The 17,597-nt window shown below is 25.6% G+C and carries 14 protein-coding genes; 10 read left to right on the forward strand and 4 right to left on the reverse strand.

Going from position 1 to position 17,597, the window contains the following annotated elements:
* Positions 1 to 66: 66 nt before the first annotated feature.
* From glmS to D9T19_RS01100, 4 genes are read left to right on the forward strand one after another with little or no spacing between them, the layout of a single operon-like run.
* Positions 67 to 474 carry a methylaspartate mutase subunit S gene (gene glmS, locus D9T19_RS01085; RefSeq protein ID WP_121626348.1) on the forward strand — a complete coding sequence of 136 codons (408 nt, stop codon included), beginning with the start codon at positions 67 to 69 and terminating at the stop codon, positions 472 to 474.
* Complete coding sequence (locus tag D9T19_RS01090) at positions 474 to 1,841, forward strand: methylaspartate mutase (protein ID WP_121626349.1); 1,368 nt, start codon at positions 474 to 476, stop codon at positions 1,839 to 1,841. Before glmS ends, D9T19_RS01090 begins: the two co-directional genes overlap by 1 nt.
* A complete protein-coding gene (locus tag D9T19_RS01095; RefSeq protein ID WP_121626350.1) occupies positions 1,835 to 3,019 on the forward strand; it encodes a glutamate mutase L in 1,185 nt (394 codons plus the stop codon). The genes D9T19_RS01090 and D9T19_RS01095 overlap by 7 nt, the downstream gene beginning before the upstream one ends.
* 10 nt (positions 3,020 to 3,029) lie before the next feature.
* Complete coding sequence (locus D9T19_RS01100) at positions 3,030 to 4,601, forward strand: AMP-binding protein (protein WP_121626351.1); 1,572 nt, start codon at positions 3,030 to 3,032, stop codon at positions 4,599 to 4,601.
* A gap of 25 nt (positions 4,602 to 4,626) precedes the next feature.
* Here D9T19_RS01100 and D9T19_RS01105 read toward each other — a convergent pair whose 3' ends face one another.
* Positions 4,627 to 5,466, reverse strand: coding sequence for a GGDEF domain-containing protein (locus D9T19_RS01105; protein ID WP_121626352.1), 840 nt, complete (start codon positions 5,464 to 5,466; stop codon positions 4,627 to 4,629).
* Between the two features lie 180 nt (positions 5,467 to 5,646).
* Here D9T19_RS01105 and D9T19_RS01110 point away from each other — a divergent pair, with 180 nt between their 5' ends.
* Positions 5,647 to 6,924 carry a C40 family peptidase gene (locus D9T19_RS01110; RefSeq protein ID WP_121626353.1) on the forward strand — a complete coding sequence of 426 codons (1,278 nt, stop codon included), beginning with the start codon at positions 5,647 to 5,649 and terminating at the stop codon, positions 6,922 to 6,924.
* 73 nt (positions 6,925 to 6,997) lie between these two features.
* A complete protein-coding gene (locus D9T19_RS01115) occupies positions 6,998 to 8,419 on the forward strand; it encodes an SDR family oxidoreductase (protein ID WP_121626354.1) in 1,422 nt (473 codons plus the stop codon).
* A 2-nt stretch (positions 8,420 to 8,421) separates the two neighbouring features.
* Here D9T19_RS01115 and D9T19_RS01120 read toward each other — a convergent pair whose 3' ends face one another.
* Genes D9T19_RS01120 through rsmH form a run of 3 tightly spaced genes read right to left on the reverse strand, consistent with a single transcriptional unit; the run spans position 8,422 to position 12,651 of the window.
* Positions 8,422 to 11,505 (reverse strand): efflux RND transporter permease subunit, encoded by a 3,084-nt coding sequence (locus D9T19_RS01120; RefSeq protein WP_121626355.1) that lies wholly within the window; start codon positions 11,503 to 11,505, stop codon positions 8,422 to 8,424.
* Positions 11,502 to 11,756: a hypothetical protein gene (locus D9T19_RS01125; protein WP_121626356.1), complete on the reverse strand. Its 255-nt coding sequence runs from the start codon at positions 11,754 to 11,756 to the stop codon at positions 11,502 to 11,504. The genes D9T19_RS01120 and D9T19_RS01125 overlap by 4 nt, the downstream gene beginning before the upstream one ends.
* The gene (gene rsmH, locus D9T19_RS01130) at positions 11,749 to 12,651 is read right to left on the reverse strand and encodes a 16S rRNA (cytosine(1402)-N(4))-methyltransferase RsmH (protein ID WP_121626357.1); all 903 of its coding nucleotides are present in this window, start codon (positions 12,649 to 12,651) and stop codon (positions 11,749 to 11,751) included. Before rsmH ends, D9T19_RS01125 begins: the two co-directional genes overlap by 8 nt.
* Before the next feature lie 61 nt (positions 12,652 to 12,712).
* Between rsmH and D9T19_RS01135 the strand changes: the two genes are divergently transcribed.
* The 4 genes from D9T19_RS01135 to D9T19_RS01150 all read left to right on the forward strand — a co-directional run bounded on the left by D9T19_RS01135 (position 12,713) and on the right by D9T19_RS01150 (position 17,589).
* Positions 12,713 to 13,291 carry a class II aldolase and adducin N-terminal domain-containing protein gene (locus D9T19_RS01135; protein ID WP_121626358.1) on the forward strand — a complete coding sequence of 193 codons (579 nt, stop codon included), beginning with the start codon at positions 12,713 to 12,715 and terminating at the stop codon, positions 13,289 to 13,291.
* 121 nt (positions 13,292 to 13,412) lie between these two features.
* Entirely contained in the window at positions 13,413 to 13,691 is a 279-nt protein-coding gene (locus tag D9T19_RS01140) for an HU family DNA-binding protein (protein WP_121626359.1), read from the forward strand.
* A gap of 140 nt (positions 13,692 to 13,831) precedes the next feature.
* Positions 13,832 to 14,740, forward strand: a complete 909-nt coding sequence (locus D9T19_RS01145) for a cytochrome-c peroxidase (protein ID WP_121626360.1) — start codon at positions 13,832 to 13,834, stop codon at positions 14,738 to 14,740.
* Between the two features lie 2 nt (positions 14,741 to 14,742).
* Positions 14,743 to 17,589, forward strand: coding sequence for an EAL domain-containing protein (locus D9T19_RS01150; protein WP_121626361.1), 2,847 nt, complete (start codon positions 14,743 to 14,745; stop codon positions 17,587 to 17,589).
* Positions 17,590 to 17,597 lie beyond the last annotated feature (8 nt).

Consider the following 17,597-nt stretch of genomic DNA (forward strand, 5'->3'; position numbering starts at 1 on the left):
AACCACAATTCAGTTACTATAATTACCTAAAATAAGCTAATAAAAAAATAATTAGGGTATGAATATATGAAAGTAGTTACAGGAGTTGTAGGTAACGATATACATGTAGTTGCAAATAGACTTATAGATATATCATTACAAGCACGTGGATTTGAAGTATTTAACTTAGGTGTTAATACTTATTTAGAAGAGTTCATAGATGCAGTAATCGAAACAAATGCAGATGTTTTATTAATCTCTTCACTAAATGGTGAAGCTGAGGGTTGGTGTAGAGAACTTAAAATCTTAAAATCAAAATATAAAAACCTTGATGGTGTTGTATTTATGTTAGGTGGAAACCTAAGTGTTGGTGAAGGAAATGAAGCAGAAATCGTTCCTAAATTCAAAAATTATGGTTTTGACTTAGTATTTCACCAAGTTGATTTAAATACAGGACTTGATAATCTAGAAAAATACTTGAAGGAGAAAAGATAATGAGTTTACTTCAAGAAGAACGAGATATTATTATCCAAAATAAATATGCAGATAACTTTGATTTTGCAGAAATTGAAGATTTTGTAAGAAATGCTTCAAAAGATTTATTTATTTCACATAACTTTAAAAATACTAATAAAATGCTAGTACAACCTCGTGGCGGTTTTCCTACATATCAAAAGCAGTATGATTTATATGAATTTTTTGTAAATGCAAATGTTGATGTACTTCCACTTACAATAGATTCAAATACAAGATTAAATGACTATGCAACATCTGCTAAAATGCTAAAACTTTCAGAAGAAAATGAAGTTGATATGTTAAATGGTTATCCTCTTGTAAATCACGGTTATAAAACTACTAGAAAAATGATTACTCATTTTAATAAGCCTGTATCACTTAGACATGGAACTCCTGATGCTAGACTTTTAATAGAAACTGCTATTGCTTCTGGAATATTTGAAATTGAAGGTGGTCCAATTACTTACCTTTTACCCTACTCTAAAAACTTTCCTCTAGATAAGGCTTTTTTATATTGGAAATATGTTGAGCGTGTTTGTGCTAATTATTCAAAATTAAATGAACCAATTAATAGAGAATCATTTGGTCCATTAACAGCAACACTTGTTCCTCCTTGTATAACAATTGTAATTCAATTACTTGAAATGCTACTTTCACTTGAAGAAGGGGTTAAATCATTCTCTGTATCTTTTTCTCAAAGTGGTTCTATGAATCAAGATATTGTAACAGGTGCAGTTATACGAAAAATGGCTAAGCATTATGCTGAAGAAATTGGCTGTGGTGATGCATCAGTTCATTTAGTTTATCATCAATGGATGGGAGCATTCCCTACAGATAAAAACTTTGCAGAGTGTTTAATTAATACTTCAACTGTAATTGCTGCTATGGTTGGTGCTGATAAGATTATTACAAAAACTAGAGATGAAGCTTCAGGAATTCCTACAAAAGAATCAAATGCAAAAACAGTTGCAAATACTCAATACACGCTTAGAATGCTAAATGGTTTACCAAATATAGTAGACAAAGAAGAAGAAGAAATTTTAACACAAGAAGTACAATCTATAATGGAAGCAGTTTTCAATGACCCTGCTGATACATTATGGAGAAAAGTATTTAACTCTATAAAAAATGGAACAATTGATGTTCCTTTCTCTCCACATATTATTAATCATAATGAAGTAGTAACAGTAAGAGATAAAAATAAGAACATCAGAATTATCAAAAAAGGTAAGTTACCAATTAGTGATCGATGTTTTGAATATGAAAAAAAACAATGTGATTTAAATAAAGATGCATCATCAATAGTAAATGATATTATCCATGATATAGGAATTATGCAATGGTAGAAAATAAACTTTTAATAGATATAGGAAGTACATACTTTAAAGTAGCAAGTAATAATAACGTAGAACAATATTTTAGAGATTTCAATAAAGATATTTATGATGATCTAATATCAAAATGTTCTAATAAAATAGAAGGTTTCAAAAAAGATGAAGTATTTATTTGCTCATCTGCAAATGGTGGGTTATCTACACTTATTATTGGAGTTACCAACTCTTTTTCACTAAAATTTGCTAAAAATATAGCTTATAATTCAGGTATTAATATTATTGATACTGTTTTATACCAAGATATAGAAAAAGCATCAGTTCCAAGTGATTTAATTGATGTTGTTATAATTGTAGGTGGAATAAATAGTGTAAAAGATATTTTCAAAAAAGATTTATTTGAATATTTAAAAAATATAAATTATTCAAATATAGTATTTGCAGGATCTATAAAAGATGCACAATATTTAAGTAATGAACTTGAGAACTTAGTAGTAATTGATAATATAATTGACAATAAGCTTCATGTAGTTGAAGAACCTTTAAAAGAATACTTAACTAACCTTTATCAAGCTGATATTGTAGGAAAAGAAGATATTAAACATCTTTATGACTTAACATCAAACCAAATTTATTCGACTCCGTATATTGTAAATAAAACACTACCTATGATTGATTCTAAATTTGCGGCTGTTAATCCTTTTATATTAATAGATATTGGAGGAGCTACTACAGATATTCATTATTCAAAAGATTTATCTTCTGACAATATTGTAACTTCCAATGAGTATGATAGATTAGTATTTAAAAAACTTGGGGTTTTTAAATCACGAGAATCACTTATCTTTGCAGCAAAAAATAATGAATTTGTATATGAATTACTAGAACATTTAAAAGTTACAGAAAATATTTTTAATGAAAATAATGAAAAAAGTCTTAGAATATTAATGCAACTAGCTATTTTTTTAGTGTTATATAAAGTATCTGAAGTTCATCCTTTATATATTAAGTTGAAATTAGAGCTATTAAAGTCTGTAGTTTTAACAGGTGGTATTACAAAAGTTTTAACTTTTGATGAAGTTGAAGATATTATTGCATTTTTCTATAAAAAAATATTAAATAGTGAAGTTCATCCTTCAATTGTCCTAGATTCAAATTATGATATTTGGACTCTTGGAATTACTCAAAAATAAAGGAAATAATATGTCAATAAATTGTATAAGAACATTAATTGAAGAAGCTAATGTAACTCATCCAAATAAAACAGCAATAATATTTGGGCAAGAAAAATTAACTTATAGTGAACTATTTGTCAAAGTTAATCAAATTGCTTATTATTTAGATGAATTAAACATGCCAAGTAAAAGTAGAATTGGCGTTTACTCGAATAAAGGATGTGATCAAGTAATTGCTATGCTTGCAATTCTTTCAACTGATTATATTCTAGTTCCTTTAACAAAACTTTTAAAACCCGAACAAGTTGAGTATATAATCAATGATTGTAATATTGAGTGTATTATTACAGATAAAGTTAAGATTAAATCAATTGAAGAGATTAAATTTACAGGTTCAATTATTTCATATGAAACTACACATAAAGATTTAGCATCTTTTAAAGAAATTTATAAATACTATAATAAACCTTATAAGTGTAATATTTCAGGTCATCAAAATGCTGCGATTACTTATTCATTTGGAATGAGTGGAAGTCCAAAAGGTATTGTAATATCACATAGAAATTTTATAGATTCAGCACGTGTTGTATCTCAATATTTACATTTAAAAGAAACTGATATAATTTCTGGATTATTAGTTTTTAATCTAGATTATGGATTAAATCAAATCTTTTGCTCATTATATAAAAGAGCAACATTAGCATTACATACTTTTGTATTACCTAATGACTTTTTTAATCATATTATCAATGATAAAATAACAGTTCTACCACTTATGCCTGTTACAATTTCTGATATGTTTGATGAGGAAGAAATTAAACTCCCTAGTAGTGAGCTTTTAAATAATGTTAGAATTATTACTTCTTCAGGTGGAAATGTTACAAATAAAATGATTAGAGATATTGAGAAATACTTCACTAATGCAAAATTCTACTCAATGCATGGACTAACAGAAGCTTTTAGATCAACATACTTAGACCCAAGTCAACTAAAAATTAGACCAGATTCAATAGGAAAAGCTATTCCTGATGTTGAACTATATGTAATCGATGAAGAAGGTAATGAATGCCCTCCAAGAGTTGTGGGTGAATTAATTCATAGAGGTGGATATATTTATCAGGGATATTGGAAGGGTAAAAAAGAAACAAAAGAAAGATTTAAATCTGCACAAATTCTAAAAAAAATTATTAATCTTGAAGGTGATTTAATTGATGAAATTGTAGTTGCAACAGGAGATTATGTATATAAAGATGAAGAAGGATATCTTTATTTTGTATCACGTGGTGATAATATGATTAAAACAAGAGGTTTTAGAGTAAGTCCTTATGAAATAGAATCAGTAGTAGCTCGAAAGATTAAAGAAATTGAACAATGTGCAGTATTTTCAATTGAAAATGAAGATATTGAAGAAGAAATAGTTTTAGTATATACTTCAAAAAATGAGTTAAGTTCAAAAGAAATTATATTTGAATTAAAAAAACATTTAGCTTCATATATGATCCCATTAAAAATAATCTATAAAAAATCTTTACCACTTATTCCTTGGAATAAAAACAAGGTAAATATAGACGAATTAAAAAAAGAATTATTTCTAAAATAATAGCTAGTTAAAACTAGTTATTATTTTATTCAAATTCTATTTTATTTATGCCCTTATTTTTTGCTGTATACACAGCTGAATTTGCTTTTTTTATCATTTCATTAACATTTTTACATTCATTTAAAAATGAAACTCCTATGCTAACAGGAATAGGAATATTTCTTAAAGGATGATAGATTTTTTTTGATTTAATATCTTCAATTAATTCATTAAGTTTTTCTAGAATATGATTTTTTGTAATAAAACATAAAATCAAAAATTTTTCTTCTGTATATCTATAAACTTCACCATTTAAAATTTTTGCATGTTCTTTTAATTTCTGAGATAAATATATTAAACCTTTATCTCCCACTTCATAAGCAAATTCATCATTTATTCTTCTAAATCTACTTACATCAATAAAAATAACACATAAAAAAGAGGAGTTACTTTGTCTAGAAAAAACTTCTAGATCGTCTTCCATCTTTCTTCTATTAAATACTTTTGTTAAATGATCTCTATTCATTTCATCTTTTAAAAGTTCTTTCTCTTTTAATAACTCTTCAATTAAATTATCTTTATAGTTTTCTTCTAAGTTTGTATTTTTTTGTTCGATTACTTTGCCTAAAAAGAATTCAAAGCAATCTTTATGACTAGAATAATCTATTCTCTTACATTCAATAACTAAAGAAGGATCTTCTTTTGATAATCCATTTGTAATTGTTAAGGTATCAAATTGTCTTATTGAATATTCAATATTATTATCAACAATTTTTGGTTCAAGAAGTATTTTTTTCCAATATTTACTATTTGGCTTATTGAAACTAAGTGCCTTTTTTAATAAAATATCTTCAAATAACTCTTTTGAGACTGAAAATTTTTGCATATATTTACTTTCTAAAATAGTTTAGTGAAACTATATCAAGTAATTACTTAGCTCTGACTATATAAAAATATTCATCAAAGTTCAATAATATCTTTAAATTAAAGAAAAAAATATTTTTTTAATAAATAGAATAATAATAAAATGATACAATCATTAAATTTAATTTAGAGGTTACTATTAATGAAAAAAATCAAAATAATTTCAAATATTCTTTTACTATCAACACTCCTTTTATTCACTGCTTGTTCGCATAAAAACACATTAATACAAGTAAATAAAAGTGATTTAGAAAAAACAAGTAATACTGCAAATAATAATTTTATGAATCAAGATAAAGAGACAAATAAACTATTAAAAAAATATTTCACACCATGGAATCAAAACAAAGTATCATACTCATTAAGAGAAGCAACATGGGGATTTTCATATAAAAATAAAACAATTTATTTAGAAAATCATAGAAAAGCTAGTAAAGAATGGTTTGATAAACAAATAGAAAACTCAAATTTTGATAAATACAATAGTGAATTAAAAAAAGCAATTACTATAAAAAACACAAATATTAGAGTTTTACCAACTGATTCACCAATGTTTTACAATCCAACTAAGCCAGGTGAAGGTTTTCCATTTGATTACAATCAAAACTCATCAATAAAAATAAATACACCTATTTTTATATCGCATTATTCAAAAGATAAAGCATGGGCTTATATGCAATCAGGAACTGTTGGAGGATGGATTCATATAAATGATATTGCCTTTGTAGATGAAGAGTTTATAAATGAATTTAAAACAAATGATTATAGTGTAGCAGTAGCCGAAAAATTTCCAATTTATGATAATATTTTTAGAGAATACGTAAAAGTAGCTACGATCTTTCCAAAGTTCCAAGACTATTATATTATCGCAAAAAAAGATTTTAATAATAATGCAATAATCACATATATAAAAATCAATCCTTCATATGTTCAATCTTTACCTATAAAATTTAACACAGAAAATAGAATAAAAATAGCAAAAGCACTTCTTGATGAGCCTTATGGTTGGGGTGGATTATTAAATAATAGAGATTGTTCTAGTTTCACTCAAGATTATTTCGCTCCATTTGGGAAGTTCTTATCAAGAAATTCAAGAGCTCAAAGTAAAAATGGTACATATCACGACCTTTCAAAATTCTCAAATGAAAAGAAAAAAGAGTATATAAAGAAAAATGGTGTTCCCTACTCAACTCTTGTATATTTAAGAGGTCATATTATGTTATATATTGGAATTAAAGAAAATGAACCTATTGTTATACATAATATGTGGAGTGTAAGACTTAAAAATATATGGGGAGAAAAATACCGTCATATTGTAGGAAAAGCATCAATGACAACACTAGAACCAGGAAAAGACTTAAAAGACTTTGATAAAGAAAATAGTATTTTACGTAAAATTCAAGGTATTGTGATTTTATAAATAGACATAAAATCCCTACAAAATGATTTCTATTAGTGCTAAACTAATATATACATAAAAAAAGGGATTTATTATGAAAGTATTACTAACAGGTTCAAATGGTTATATCGGAAGAAGACTAAAACAAAAGCTTTTAGAACAAAAAGATATAAATCTTAGATTATTTGTTAGAGATAAAAAAACTTTATCTTCAAATATTGATAAAAACATTGAAGTTGTAGAAGGTGATACTTTTGATAAAAAGAAGTTAAAACTTGCTTTGCAAGATGTAGATATTGCTTACTATTTGATTCACTCTTTAAATAATAAAAACTATAAAGACCTAGATAAACTTTCAGCACAAAACTTTATAAATATTGCAAAAGAATGCGGTGTTAAAAGAGTTATTTATTTAGGTGGACTTGGTGTTAAAAATGAAAACACAAGTGAGCATTTATTAAGTAGAATAGAAACAGGGGAAGTTCTTTCATCTTGCAAAGAAGTCCAAACTATTTTTTTAAGAGCTGGAGTTATAATAGGTTCAGGAAGTACAAGCTTTGAAATTATTAGGAACTTAACAGAAAAATTACCAATAATGACGACGCCAAAATGGGTAGAAACAAAAGCACAACCAATTGGTGTTGATGATGTTATTTCATATCTTGAACAATCACTATATATAAAAGAGCAAAAAAACTTAATCGTTGATATTGGAGCTGAACAACTAACTTATAAAGAAATGATGTTGCAAACAGCAAAGGCTCTTGGTTTAAAAAGAGTTATTATTCCTCTTCCTTTTTTAACTATAAATATCTCTTCATATTGGTTAAATCTTTTTACTCCTGTGCCTTTTACAGTTGCAAAAGCTTTGATTGAAGGCTTAAAATCAGAAGTTCTAATACAAAATAATCATGCAAAAGAATATTTTCCAAATATAAAACCCATTAAGTTTATAGAAGCAGTAAAACAAGCAGTTTTAGTAATACAACAAAATCAAGTAATCTCAAGATGGAGTGATAATCTAGGAAAAGACTGGAACAAAGACCACTCAAAAGAAATAGCAGATGCAATATTTTATGATAGAAAAGAAATAGATATTAGCACTATCTCAAAAGAAAAAGTTTATGCAAGTTTCATAAGTATTGGTGGAGAAAATGGTTGGTTTGAGTTTGATTTTCTTTGGGAACTTAGAGGTTTTCTTGATAAAATGATTGGTGGAGTTGGATTAAAAAGAGGAAGAAGAGATCAATCAAATCTTAGAATTGGAGATAGCTTAGATTTTTGGAAAGTAGTTGATATAAAAGAGAATGAAAGATTACTTTTATTTGCTCAAATGAAACTACCAGGAAAAGCATGGCTTGAATTTAAAATAAAAGACAATAAACTAATACAAACAGCATATTATTATCCAAAAGGTCTATTTGGTAGAATATACTGGTATTGCCTTATTCCTATTCATCATTTTGTATTTAAAAATATGATAGATAATATTGTTAAAAATGCGAAAAAATCATAGAACTATTTATTTCTCAAATAAATAATTCTATAAATCATAGGTACTAAATATAGATTTAAAATTGTTGCCCATAATATCCCAAATCCTAAAGATATAGCCATTGGTTGTAAAATCAATGCTTGTCCTGAAGTGAAAAATATAAGCGTAGCTAGACCTAATATAGTTGTAATTGATGTTAATAATATTGGTCTTAATCTCATTTTTGCTAATTCTACCATTTCATCTAATGTTTTGGCTTTTTTAATAAAATCCATCATAATAATTCCATCATTAACAATAACACCAGCAAGTCCAACAACACCTATTAAACTCGTCATAGAAATATTTATTCCCATCACGATATGCCCTATTAAAACACCCAAAATAGATAAAGGAATAGTACTTAATATAATCAAAGGTTTAAGCACAGAATCAAACATCCAAACCAAAGCCATAAAAATAAGAATAATAGCTATTAAAGCAGCTTCTCCCATTTCTTTTTGTACTTTTTCATTTTCTTGTTGCTCACCTTTTATTACTAGTGTAACTTTTTTTCTAAGCTCATCTATATCACTTTGGATTGCTGTAAATACTTCTGATGATGTAACTTTATCTAATGATGCTGTTACACTTATGATTTGTTCATTATTTTCTTTAAATATTTGAGAATATGCAGGAACTTTTATAAACTCAACTACATCTTTTAAAAGTACTTTTTCTCCATTGCCTGTACTTATTTCAAATGTATCTAAACTACTTAAAAGGTCTTTTGATTTACTCTCAAATATAATCTCAACAATTCCTTTGTCATCAAACATTTTAGAATATGTACCTTTAAAATAAAAAGGTCTTAATTCATTTAAAATATTTTCTTCTGTAATTCCTATATTATTACCATAATTATTTACTTTGAATTTTAATTCATAGTTTCCAATTAATGCATCATCTGCAACATTTGAAACTCCAACAGTATTTGAAAGAGCTTGTTTTATTTTGTTTACTGCAAGTGTAACTTCATCTTTTTGACCTGAAACTGCTATTTCAATATCATTTTTTACAATTCCTGCTTGTGGTACAAAAATCTTTAATTCATCAAAATTAGATGATGTAAGATCAGCTTTTAAAATATCTTTTAATTGCCCTACTACCTCTTGTGCTGTAATTGTTCTTATCATATTTGAATCATCATATTTTGGTGATAAATAAGGATTTATATACTCTTCAAAAATATTAGAAGGTGCTCTTTCATGTAAGTTTACAAATACTTGGAAGTAAAACTCTTCATAATGTGGTTGATTTTTACCATCTAGTTTCATTCCTGTAACAGAACTTACAGAACTTACTACATTTTTAAAATCAACAGAGTTTAGTATCTGTTTTTCAAGATTAAATACTAATTGTTCAGTTTGTTCAATCTTTTTACCAACTCCTACTGAACCTGTTATATAAATTTGTGTTGAATCAAAAGTAGGCATAAACTGAAATTTTTGAGTTTTTAATATCATAATAGAAGAGCCAATAATTGCAACAACCATTATAATAATTGCAATATATTTTCCTTTTAATAAAAACTCTAAAATATTTCCATAAAGTTTATAATTAAAATCCCAAACTTTATGAGATTTTCTCTCACCATGACTAACTGTTAATAATTCTTGTGCATGCAAAGGAAGAAAGAAAAAAGCTTCAACAAGTGAACTTAAAAGTAAAATAGTAATCATAATAGGAAGTATTTGCATAAACTTGCCTACTTCACCTGTCATTAATAAAATTGGTATAAAAGCAAAAATAGTTGTTGCAGTTGCTGTTAAAACAGCAGGAAACATTTCAAGTGCGCCATCTCGCGCTGCTGTAAATTTATCTTTTCCCATCTCAAGATGTCTATAGATATTTTCACCTACAACAATAGCTTCATCAACTAACATTCCAAGTGCAATTAAAGCTCCTAAAAGTGAAAGCATATTTAAACTATACCCCATATAATCAGCACCAATAAGTCCAATCATAAAAGAAGTTGGAATACCAATAGCAATAACAATAGCAATTCGTATATTTATAAAGAAAAATAGTGCAATAAATAATAAAATTAAACCAAAGATAATATTTGAAACAACAGTATTAAGTCTATTTTTAATCCATACAGAAGTATCAATATAAGTATTAAATTCTAAGTTTTTATACTTTTCATCAAAACCTTTTGCTATTTGCTTAATTTGTTTTACAAGCTCAATAGCATCACCTTCAACACCTTTATTTATTCCAACTGCAATATTTGTTTTTCCATCAAAATGAGAAATATCTGATACATCAGCTAATGTATATTTTATATCTGCTATATCTCTTAAATAAAGTGATATACCATTAATCCTGATTAAAGTATTTTTTATCTTTTCTATATTTTTCTCACCATTAAATGTTGATAAATAATAGTGTCGTGAAGTATCTTTTATCATACCAATAGGAAAAATAGAACTTAAAGATGAAACAGCATTTATTACATTTAATTTATTTAATCCATAAGCTTCAATTTTTTCATCATCAAATGATATTAAAAGTTCTTTATCACTTTTACCAAAAACAGTAACTTGTGATAAATCTTTTAATTGCATTACTTTTGATTTTACATCTTCTGCTATATCTAATAAATATTCTTTAGAAACATCCTCTTTAGAAGAAACTGATATATTTATCAAAGGAAAAGCGTGTTCTATTGCTTTTACAGTTGGCTCATCCATATCTGTAGGCAAATTTGTTTCGATTTTTGTAATAATATCTTTTACATCATCTACAACTTCTTTTGCTTTATAGCCATCTTTTAAATCAACTTTTATATTAAAACTTCCATTTTTAATAGTCGAAGAAATAGTATCAGCACTACTTAATCCTAAAAGTTCATCTTCAATATCAGAAACTGCTATCTTATCAAGTAATTCTGAACTAGCTCCTACATAATATCCATTAATAGATATAGCATCCATAGCTGATGGAGGAAATATTTCTTTAGGAATCTTAAAATAAGAAAAAAATGCAAGTAAAAAAATAAAAAGAAGAAACATATGATTTAAAATAGGTTTTCTTAATGCAAACTCAATAAGACCTTTTATCATTTTGCATCTTTTAACGGATTAAATAATAAAGAATCAATAATCTGATTTTTGAATTTCATATCTTCTAGTTGTTGAGACAAGAACTTATTTTCTTCTTGTAATGAAATATAATGTGCATATAATTTATTAATATCTTTACTAATATAATAAATATTATTTCTAAAATATATTTTTGGGAAATATAATATAATAGTTATAAAAAGAATAGAAAAGACAATTATTAATGTATTAATAGCATTTAGTCTAATCAAACTTAAAAATCCTTAATTTAGAACTTCTACTTCTTGGATTTCTTTTAATCTCTTCTTTATTAGGAATAATAGGTTTTTTTGTAAGTATTTTTCCTAAAGCATGATTATTTCCACATTCACACCTAAAAGCCTCAGGTGGACAAATACAAGACTTAGTCCATTTTTTAAAATAGTTTTTTACAATTCTATCTTCTAAAGAATGAAAAGAGATAATTGCAACTATACAATTTTTAAGTTTTGCTTTTTCAAGAGAATCAAAGAGACGTTTAAGTACACCTAGTTCATCATTTACTTCAATTCTTATTCCTTGGAAAGGAAGAGTTGCTGGATGTATTTTACCTTTTGACATTTTTTTTAAAAGTAATTGTGCTATTTCTTTTGCAGATGTAAATGGTCTGTTATTAACTATTAAGGAAGCAACTTTTTTATATTCTCTTACTTCTCCATACTCTTTAAAAACTCTTTCAAGTTCACTTTGAGGATATGTATTTACAACTACTGAAGCATCTAAGCTTTGATTCTGATTCATTCTCATATCTAAAGTTTCACTTTCAAAACCAAAGCCACGTTCTAATTTATCAAGCTGTAAAGATGAAACACCTATATCAGCTAACACACCTCTTATATCGAAATCTTTAAAATTATCTAAAACGTGTTCAAAGTTACCTTTATTAAATGTAACTCTTGAAGAAAAAGCCTCTAATCTTTTAGCACAAAAAGCTAAAGCTTCATCATCTTGATCATTACAAATTAACTTAATATTTTCATTTTGTTCAAGTAATCCATTACTGTGTCCACCAAACCCTGTCGTACAATCTATTATATAACCCTCTTTTATATTAGAAAAAGCTTCTAGTACTTCATTATATAAAACGGGAACATGTGGTATTTGCATTCAAATAGTCCTTATTAAAATTACAATATAATACCCAAAAATATATTTAAGGCTTTTTAAAATGGTTGATAAGGCTACAGTAAAACAATTAAGTAATCTATCTTTGACAATGTTTAGAAAAAATTTCTTTGGTATTTATCATGGAGCAATCTCTGCTAAACTAGATCAAGATAATTTTCTTATTAATACAAATGATGCAATTTTTGATGAGATGACTTCAAGTTCTTTTTGTACTTTAAATCTTAATAAACAAGATTATAGATGGAAAATAGCAAGTATGGAATCGCATATTCATGCAACAATATATACAAATATTCATGAAGCAAAATATATTGCATTTGGAATGCCTATTTATACTACATCATATACCTTTGATCATGATTCAATAATTTTTGAAGATTTTTTTGGAAAAATGACATTTGGAGAAATCCCAATTTATGATCCAGGGGATTGTGAAACTTGGTATGTAAGAAATGCACTTGAAATTACTAAATACTTAAAAGAGTCACCAAGTAAAGTAATGGTTATAAAAGGTGTAGGTGCATATGTTTATGATAGAGATATAAATGAATTAGTAAAAAAAATAGCTATTTTAGAGAATTCTTGTAGACTACTTAGTATAAAAACGTCTTTTTGCTAAAAAATATCTTTAAAAAATTATTTTAAAAATTATTTATTTAGATAAAGCCCCAAATTTAGCTATTTCAAAGCTTAAATACTATAAAGTTTATCAAATTTTATTTTAATTAAGGAGTTCACCCATGAACAAAGCTGAATTTATTGACACGATAGCTACAAAAGCTGGTTTATCTAAGAAAGATGCAAAAGGTGCAGTTGATGCTGTATTAGAAACAATTACTGAGACATTAGTAAAAAGAGAATCTGTAAGTTTTATTGGTTTTGGTACGTTTACAACTGCTGATAGAGCTGCAAGAACTGCTAAAGTTCCAGGAACTGATAAAACAGTTGATGTTCCAGCTACTACTGTTGGAAAATTCAAAGTTGGGAAAGCATTAAAAGAAGCTATTGCTAAAAAATAATTAATTTATATAAATTAATCAACTTAAGGAGGGTTTACTTTATGTAAATCCTTTTTTTATGTCCATTGATATAAATAACTTTAATAAAGAAAAAATTTTAAAGGTTATATAATATCAAAAACTACATATAAAGAATACTTATGATTAAATTTACTCTGCTATTAATATTTTTATCTATAACTGCTTTTTCTAATACCATAACTCCTATTCCCAACCATTTAAAAATTAATAAAGAAAAAGCCCAGTTAGGTAAATTATTATTCAATGATACAAGATTATCTAGAAATGATACTATTTCTTGTGCAAGTTGCCATTTTTTAAAAGAAGGTGGGGATGATAATTTAAAAGTATCTATAGGAATAAATGGATTAAAAGGTGAACTTAATGCACCAACTGTATTAAATTCTGTTTTTAATTTTAGACAATTTTGGGATGGACGAGCTAAAACACTACAAGAACAAGTCTTAGGGCCAATAGAAAATCCAGTGGAAATGGACAATGACTTTAAAATACTTGTTCCAAAATTAAAACAAACAGAATATAAGCAACTTTTTTTAAATATATATAAAGAAGGAATTACAAAAGAAAGTATTAGTGATGCAATAAGTGAATATGAAAAAACCTTAATTACACCTAATTCTCCTTTTGATAGATATTTAAGAGGTGATAAAAATGCTATTACTAAAATTCAAAAAGAAGGCTATGAATTATTTAAAGAAAAAGGTTGTATTTCTTGTCATCACGGTATAAATATCGGTGGTAACTTATATAGTAAATTTGGGGTTATGATAAATCCAGATATTAAGAATTTAGGAAAGTTTAATCTTACAAAGAATGAGAATGATAAATATTCCTTCAAAGTTCCTAGTTTAAGGAATATAGAAAAAACTCCACCTTATTTCCATGATGGAAGAGTAAGTGATTTAAATGAGGTAGTAAAATTAATGACTTTATATCAACTAGGAAGAGATATATCAGATGCTGAAGTTTTTAAAATAGTTGAATTCTTAAAATCATTAAATGGTGAGATTAAAGTAGGAAAAGAATAATTATGAAATTTACAAAGAAAAGTTTATTCATTTATTTATTAGTTTTCAATTTACTAATATTATTTGGATTATTTACTTACCTTTTTAAAATAGAGAATCATATAAAACATTATAATACTTATAAAAAAAATATATCAAATTTAATATTAATTGAAAGAGAATTTAAGCATTTCTTTTTATTAAAAGATCAATTTATAAATTTTGATACTATTGTAAATGAAACTAAAGAATTTGAATCAAATTTAAACGCCTTATATTCAAGTAATTTAGAAAAAGATTTTGGTAGTGATATTATAAAAGAACTAAATTTAACAAAAAGTACTTACGAAAAAAAACTTTTACTTATTGAGGATTATAAATCAATCCAGGCATCAATTTTAAACTCTTTACACTATTTACTTGATTTAAATAAAACAATAAAAAACAATAAAAAATATGATATTAAACTTAGAAATGGAGTTGATGATATTATTTTTTTAATTCTTCATAATTATATTAATATATCAAATGATTTTCAAAAAGTAAGAAAAAAAATTAAATCATTAGAGAAAGAAAACCCACTATTAGATAACAATCAAATAAAATACTTTTTCATTCATTCAAATAAAATGATTTTATTATTAGAGAAGTCTTTTAAAATAACAAGAGATTCTAATAAAATATTATTAGATAAACCTTTAAATGAAATGAATTATAACCTTGATGAAATATATAATAATTACTTAAAACAACAATTGATTATTTCTTTTTTATTCTTTATTTCATCTATTTTAATTATGTTATGTTTAGTAAAAATATATTTGGATACATTAAAAATAAAAGATGAATTATTAGCATTTAAATATGCAGTTGAACATAGTGATAATTCTGTAATATTGACAGATTCAAATAGAAAAATTTTATATGTAAATGAAATTTTTGAATCAACTACAGGTTATTTAAAAAATGAAATTTTAGGCAAGGATCCAAAGGTTTTATCTTCAGGATTATCAGATAAAACTATTATTACAGATTTAAATGAAAAATTAAAAGAAGGTAAAAAATGGAAAGGTGAACTTATAAATAAAAAAAAGGACGGCACAATTTTTTATGAAAAAGCTTCAATTGTTCCTATATTTATAAATAAAAAACTACGAAATTATCTTGCTATTAAACTTGATATTACAAAATATATAAAACAGCGTGAAGAATTAAAAGAATCTTCAATTGTATTTGAAAATACTGAAGAAGGTATTGTAATAACAGATGCTAAACAAAATATCTTATTAGTAAATCAAGCCTTCCAAAAAATATCAGGATATACAAAAGAAGAATTATTAGGCAATAAACCATCATTATTAAAATCATTCAAACATGATAGATTCTTCTACAAAAAAATGTGGCATAATATAAAAGAAAAAGGTTATTGGAAAGGTAAAATTTATGATCAAGCCAAAGATGGAACCATAATTCCAACATGGTTAAATATTACAGCTGTAAAAGATAAAAATAATAAAATTGTAAAATATATTTCAATTCATACAAATTTACAAGATATTATAGATAATCAAGAAAAAGCAGATTATTTAGCATATCATGATAGTCTAACAAACTTACCTAATAGAATAAAACTTGAAGAACATTTAGCTCATGTTCTTTCAGTTGCAAAAAGAAATCACCTTGAAATGTCTATTTTATTCTTAGATCTTGATAGATTCAAAATTATCAATGACACCTTGGGACATCAAGTAGGAGATATACTCTTACAAAATGTAGCAAAAAGAATTAAAAAAGTATTAAGAGATGTTGATATGGTTGCTAGAATGGGTGGAGACGAATTTATTATTGTATTAGAAACAGCAAGAGATAAAAAATCAGCTGCTTATGTTTGTCAAAAAATACTTGATACAATAAGAGAACCTATTAAAATTGCTGAACATACTTTAAATATAAGTGCAAGTATTGGTATTGCAATGTTCCCTTCAAGTGGTAATAATATTACTACATTGATTAAAAATGCTGATACAGCTATGTATCATGCGAAGAAACTAGGTAAAAATAATTACCAATACTATAATAATGAATTATCAATAAATGTACATGATCAATTAAAAATTGAACAAGCTTTAAAACTTGCACTTCTTAATAATGAATTATATTTAAATTATCAACCTCAATACACTTTAAAAAATAGAAAAATAATATCATTTGAAGCTTTAGTTAGATGGAATAGTAAAAAAATCGGATCTATTTCTCCAAATGTATTTATTCCTGTTGCAGAAGATACAGGAATGATTATAGAAATTGGTGAGTATATTTTCGAACAAGCTTGTAGAGATTTCATTGAATTTAAAAAAGTAAATAAACAACTTCAATATATTGCAATTAATATATCTAGTATTCAATTTAGAGACAAAGATTTTATATCTAAAATAAAAAATATACTAAAGAAAACAAATATATTATCTTCTCAAATAGAAATAGAAATTACTGAAAGATATATTATGGAATTTAATAAACTAAATATAACTATATTAGAAGAATTAAAAACATTAGGATTTAGAATGTCAATTGATGATTTTGGGACAGGTTATTCATCTATGAATTATCTAAGTAAATTACCTATTGATACTATTAAAGTAGATAAATCTTTTGTTGATGATATTCCAATAGATAATAATAATATGCAAATTTCTAAAGCGATTATTGCCTTATCAAAAAGTTTAGGATATAAAACTGTTGCAGAAGGTATAGAAAAAAAAGAACAAGAAGACTATTTATTAAGCTTAGATTGTAATATTGGGCAAGGATATTTATTCTCAAAACCTCTTGATTTTGGAAATGCTATAAAATTTTTAAAACAAAAATAAAAAATATG

It is taken from the genome of Poseidonibacter antarcticus (assembly GCF_003667345.1).
Taxonomy (GTDB): Bacteria; Campylobacterota; Campylobacteria; order Campylobacterales; family Arcobacteraceae; genus Poseidonibacter; species Poseidonibacter antarcticus.

Bases quoted from the DNA above. Each gene is read 5' to 3' on its own strand.
- D9T19_RS01110 (WP_121626353.1), top strand. From the start codon at position 5,647: ATGAAAAAAATCAAAATAATTTCAAATATTCTTTTACTATCAACACTC.
- D9T19_RS01115 (WP_121626354.1), top strand. From the start codon at position 6,998: ATGAAAGTATTACTAACAGGTTCAAATGGTTATATCGGAAGAAGACTA.
- D9T19_RS01095 (WP_121626350.1), top strand. From the start codon at position 1,835: ATGGTAGAAAATAAACTTTTAATAGATATAGGAAGTACATACTTTAAA.
- D9T19_RS01100 (WP_121626351.1), top strand. From the start codon at position 3,030: ATGTCAATAAATTGTATAAGAACATTAATTGAAGAAGCTAATGTAACT.
- glmS (WP_121626348.1), top strand. From the start codon at position 67: ATGAAAGTAGTTACAGGAGTTGTAGGTAACGATATACATGTAGTTGCA.
- D9T19_RS01150 (WP_121626361.1), top strand. From the start codon at position 14,743: ATGAAATTTACAAAGAAAAGTTTATTCATTTATTTATTAGTTTTCAAT.
- D9T19_RS01090 (WP_121626349.1), top strand. From the start codon at position 474: ATGAGTTTACTTCAAGAAGAACGAGATATTATTATCCAAAATAAATAT.
- D9T19_RS01120 (WP_121626355.1), bottom strand. From the start codon at position 11,505: ATGATAAAAGGTCTTATTGAGTTTGCATTAAGAAAACCTATTTTAAAT.
- D9T19_RS01105 (WP_121626352.1), bottom strand. From the start codon at position 5,466: ATGCAAAAATTTTCAGTCTCAAAAGAGTTATTTGAAGATATTTTATTA.
- D9T19_RS01135 (WP_121626358.1), top strand. From the start codon at position 12,713: ATGGTTGATAAGGCTACAGTAAAACAATTAAGTAATCTATCTTTGACA.
- D9T19_RS01140 (WP_121626359.1), top strand. From the start codon at position 13,413: ATGAACAAAGCTGAATTTATTGACACGATAGCTACAAAAGCTGGTTTA.
- rsmH (WP_121626357.1), bottom strand. From the start codon at position 12,651: ATGCAAATACCACATGTTCCCGTTTTATATAATGAAGTACTAGAAGCT.
- D9T19_RS01145 (WP_121626360.1), top strand. From the start codon at position 13,832: ATGATTAAATTTACTCTGCTATTAATATTTTTATCTATAACTGCTTTT.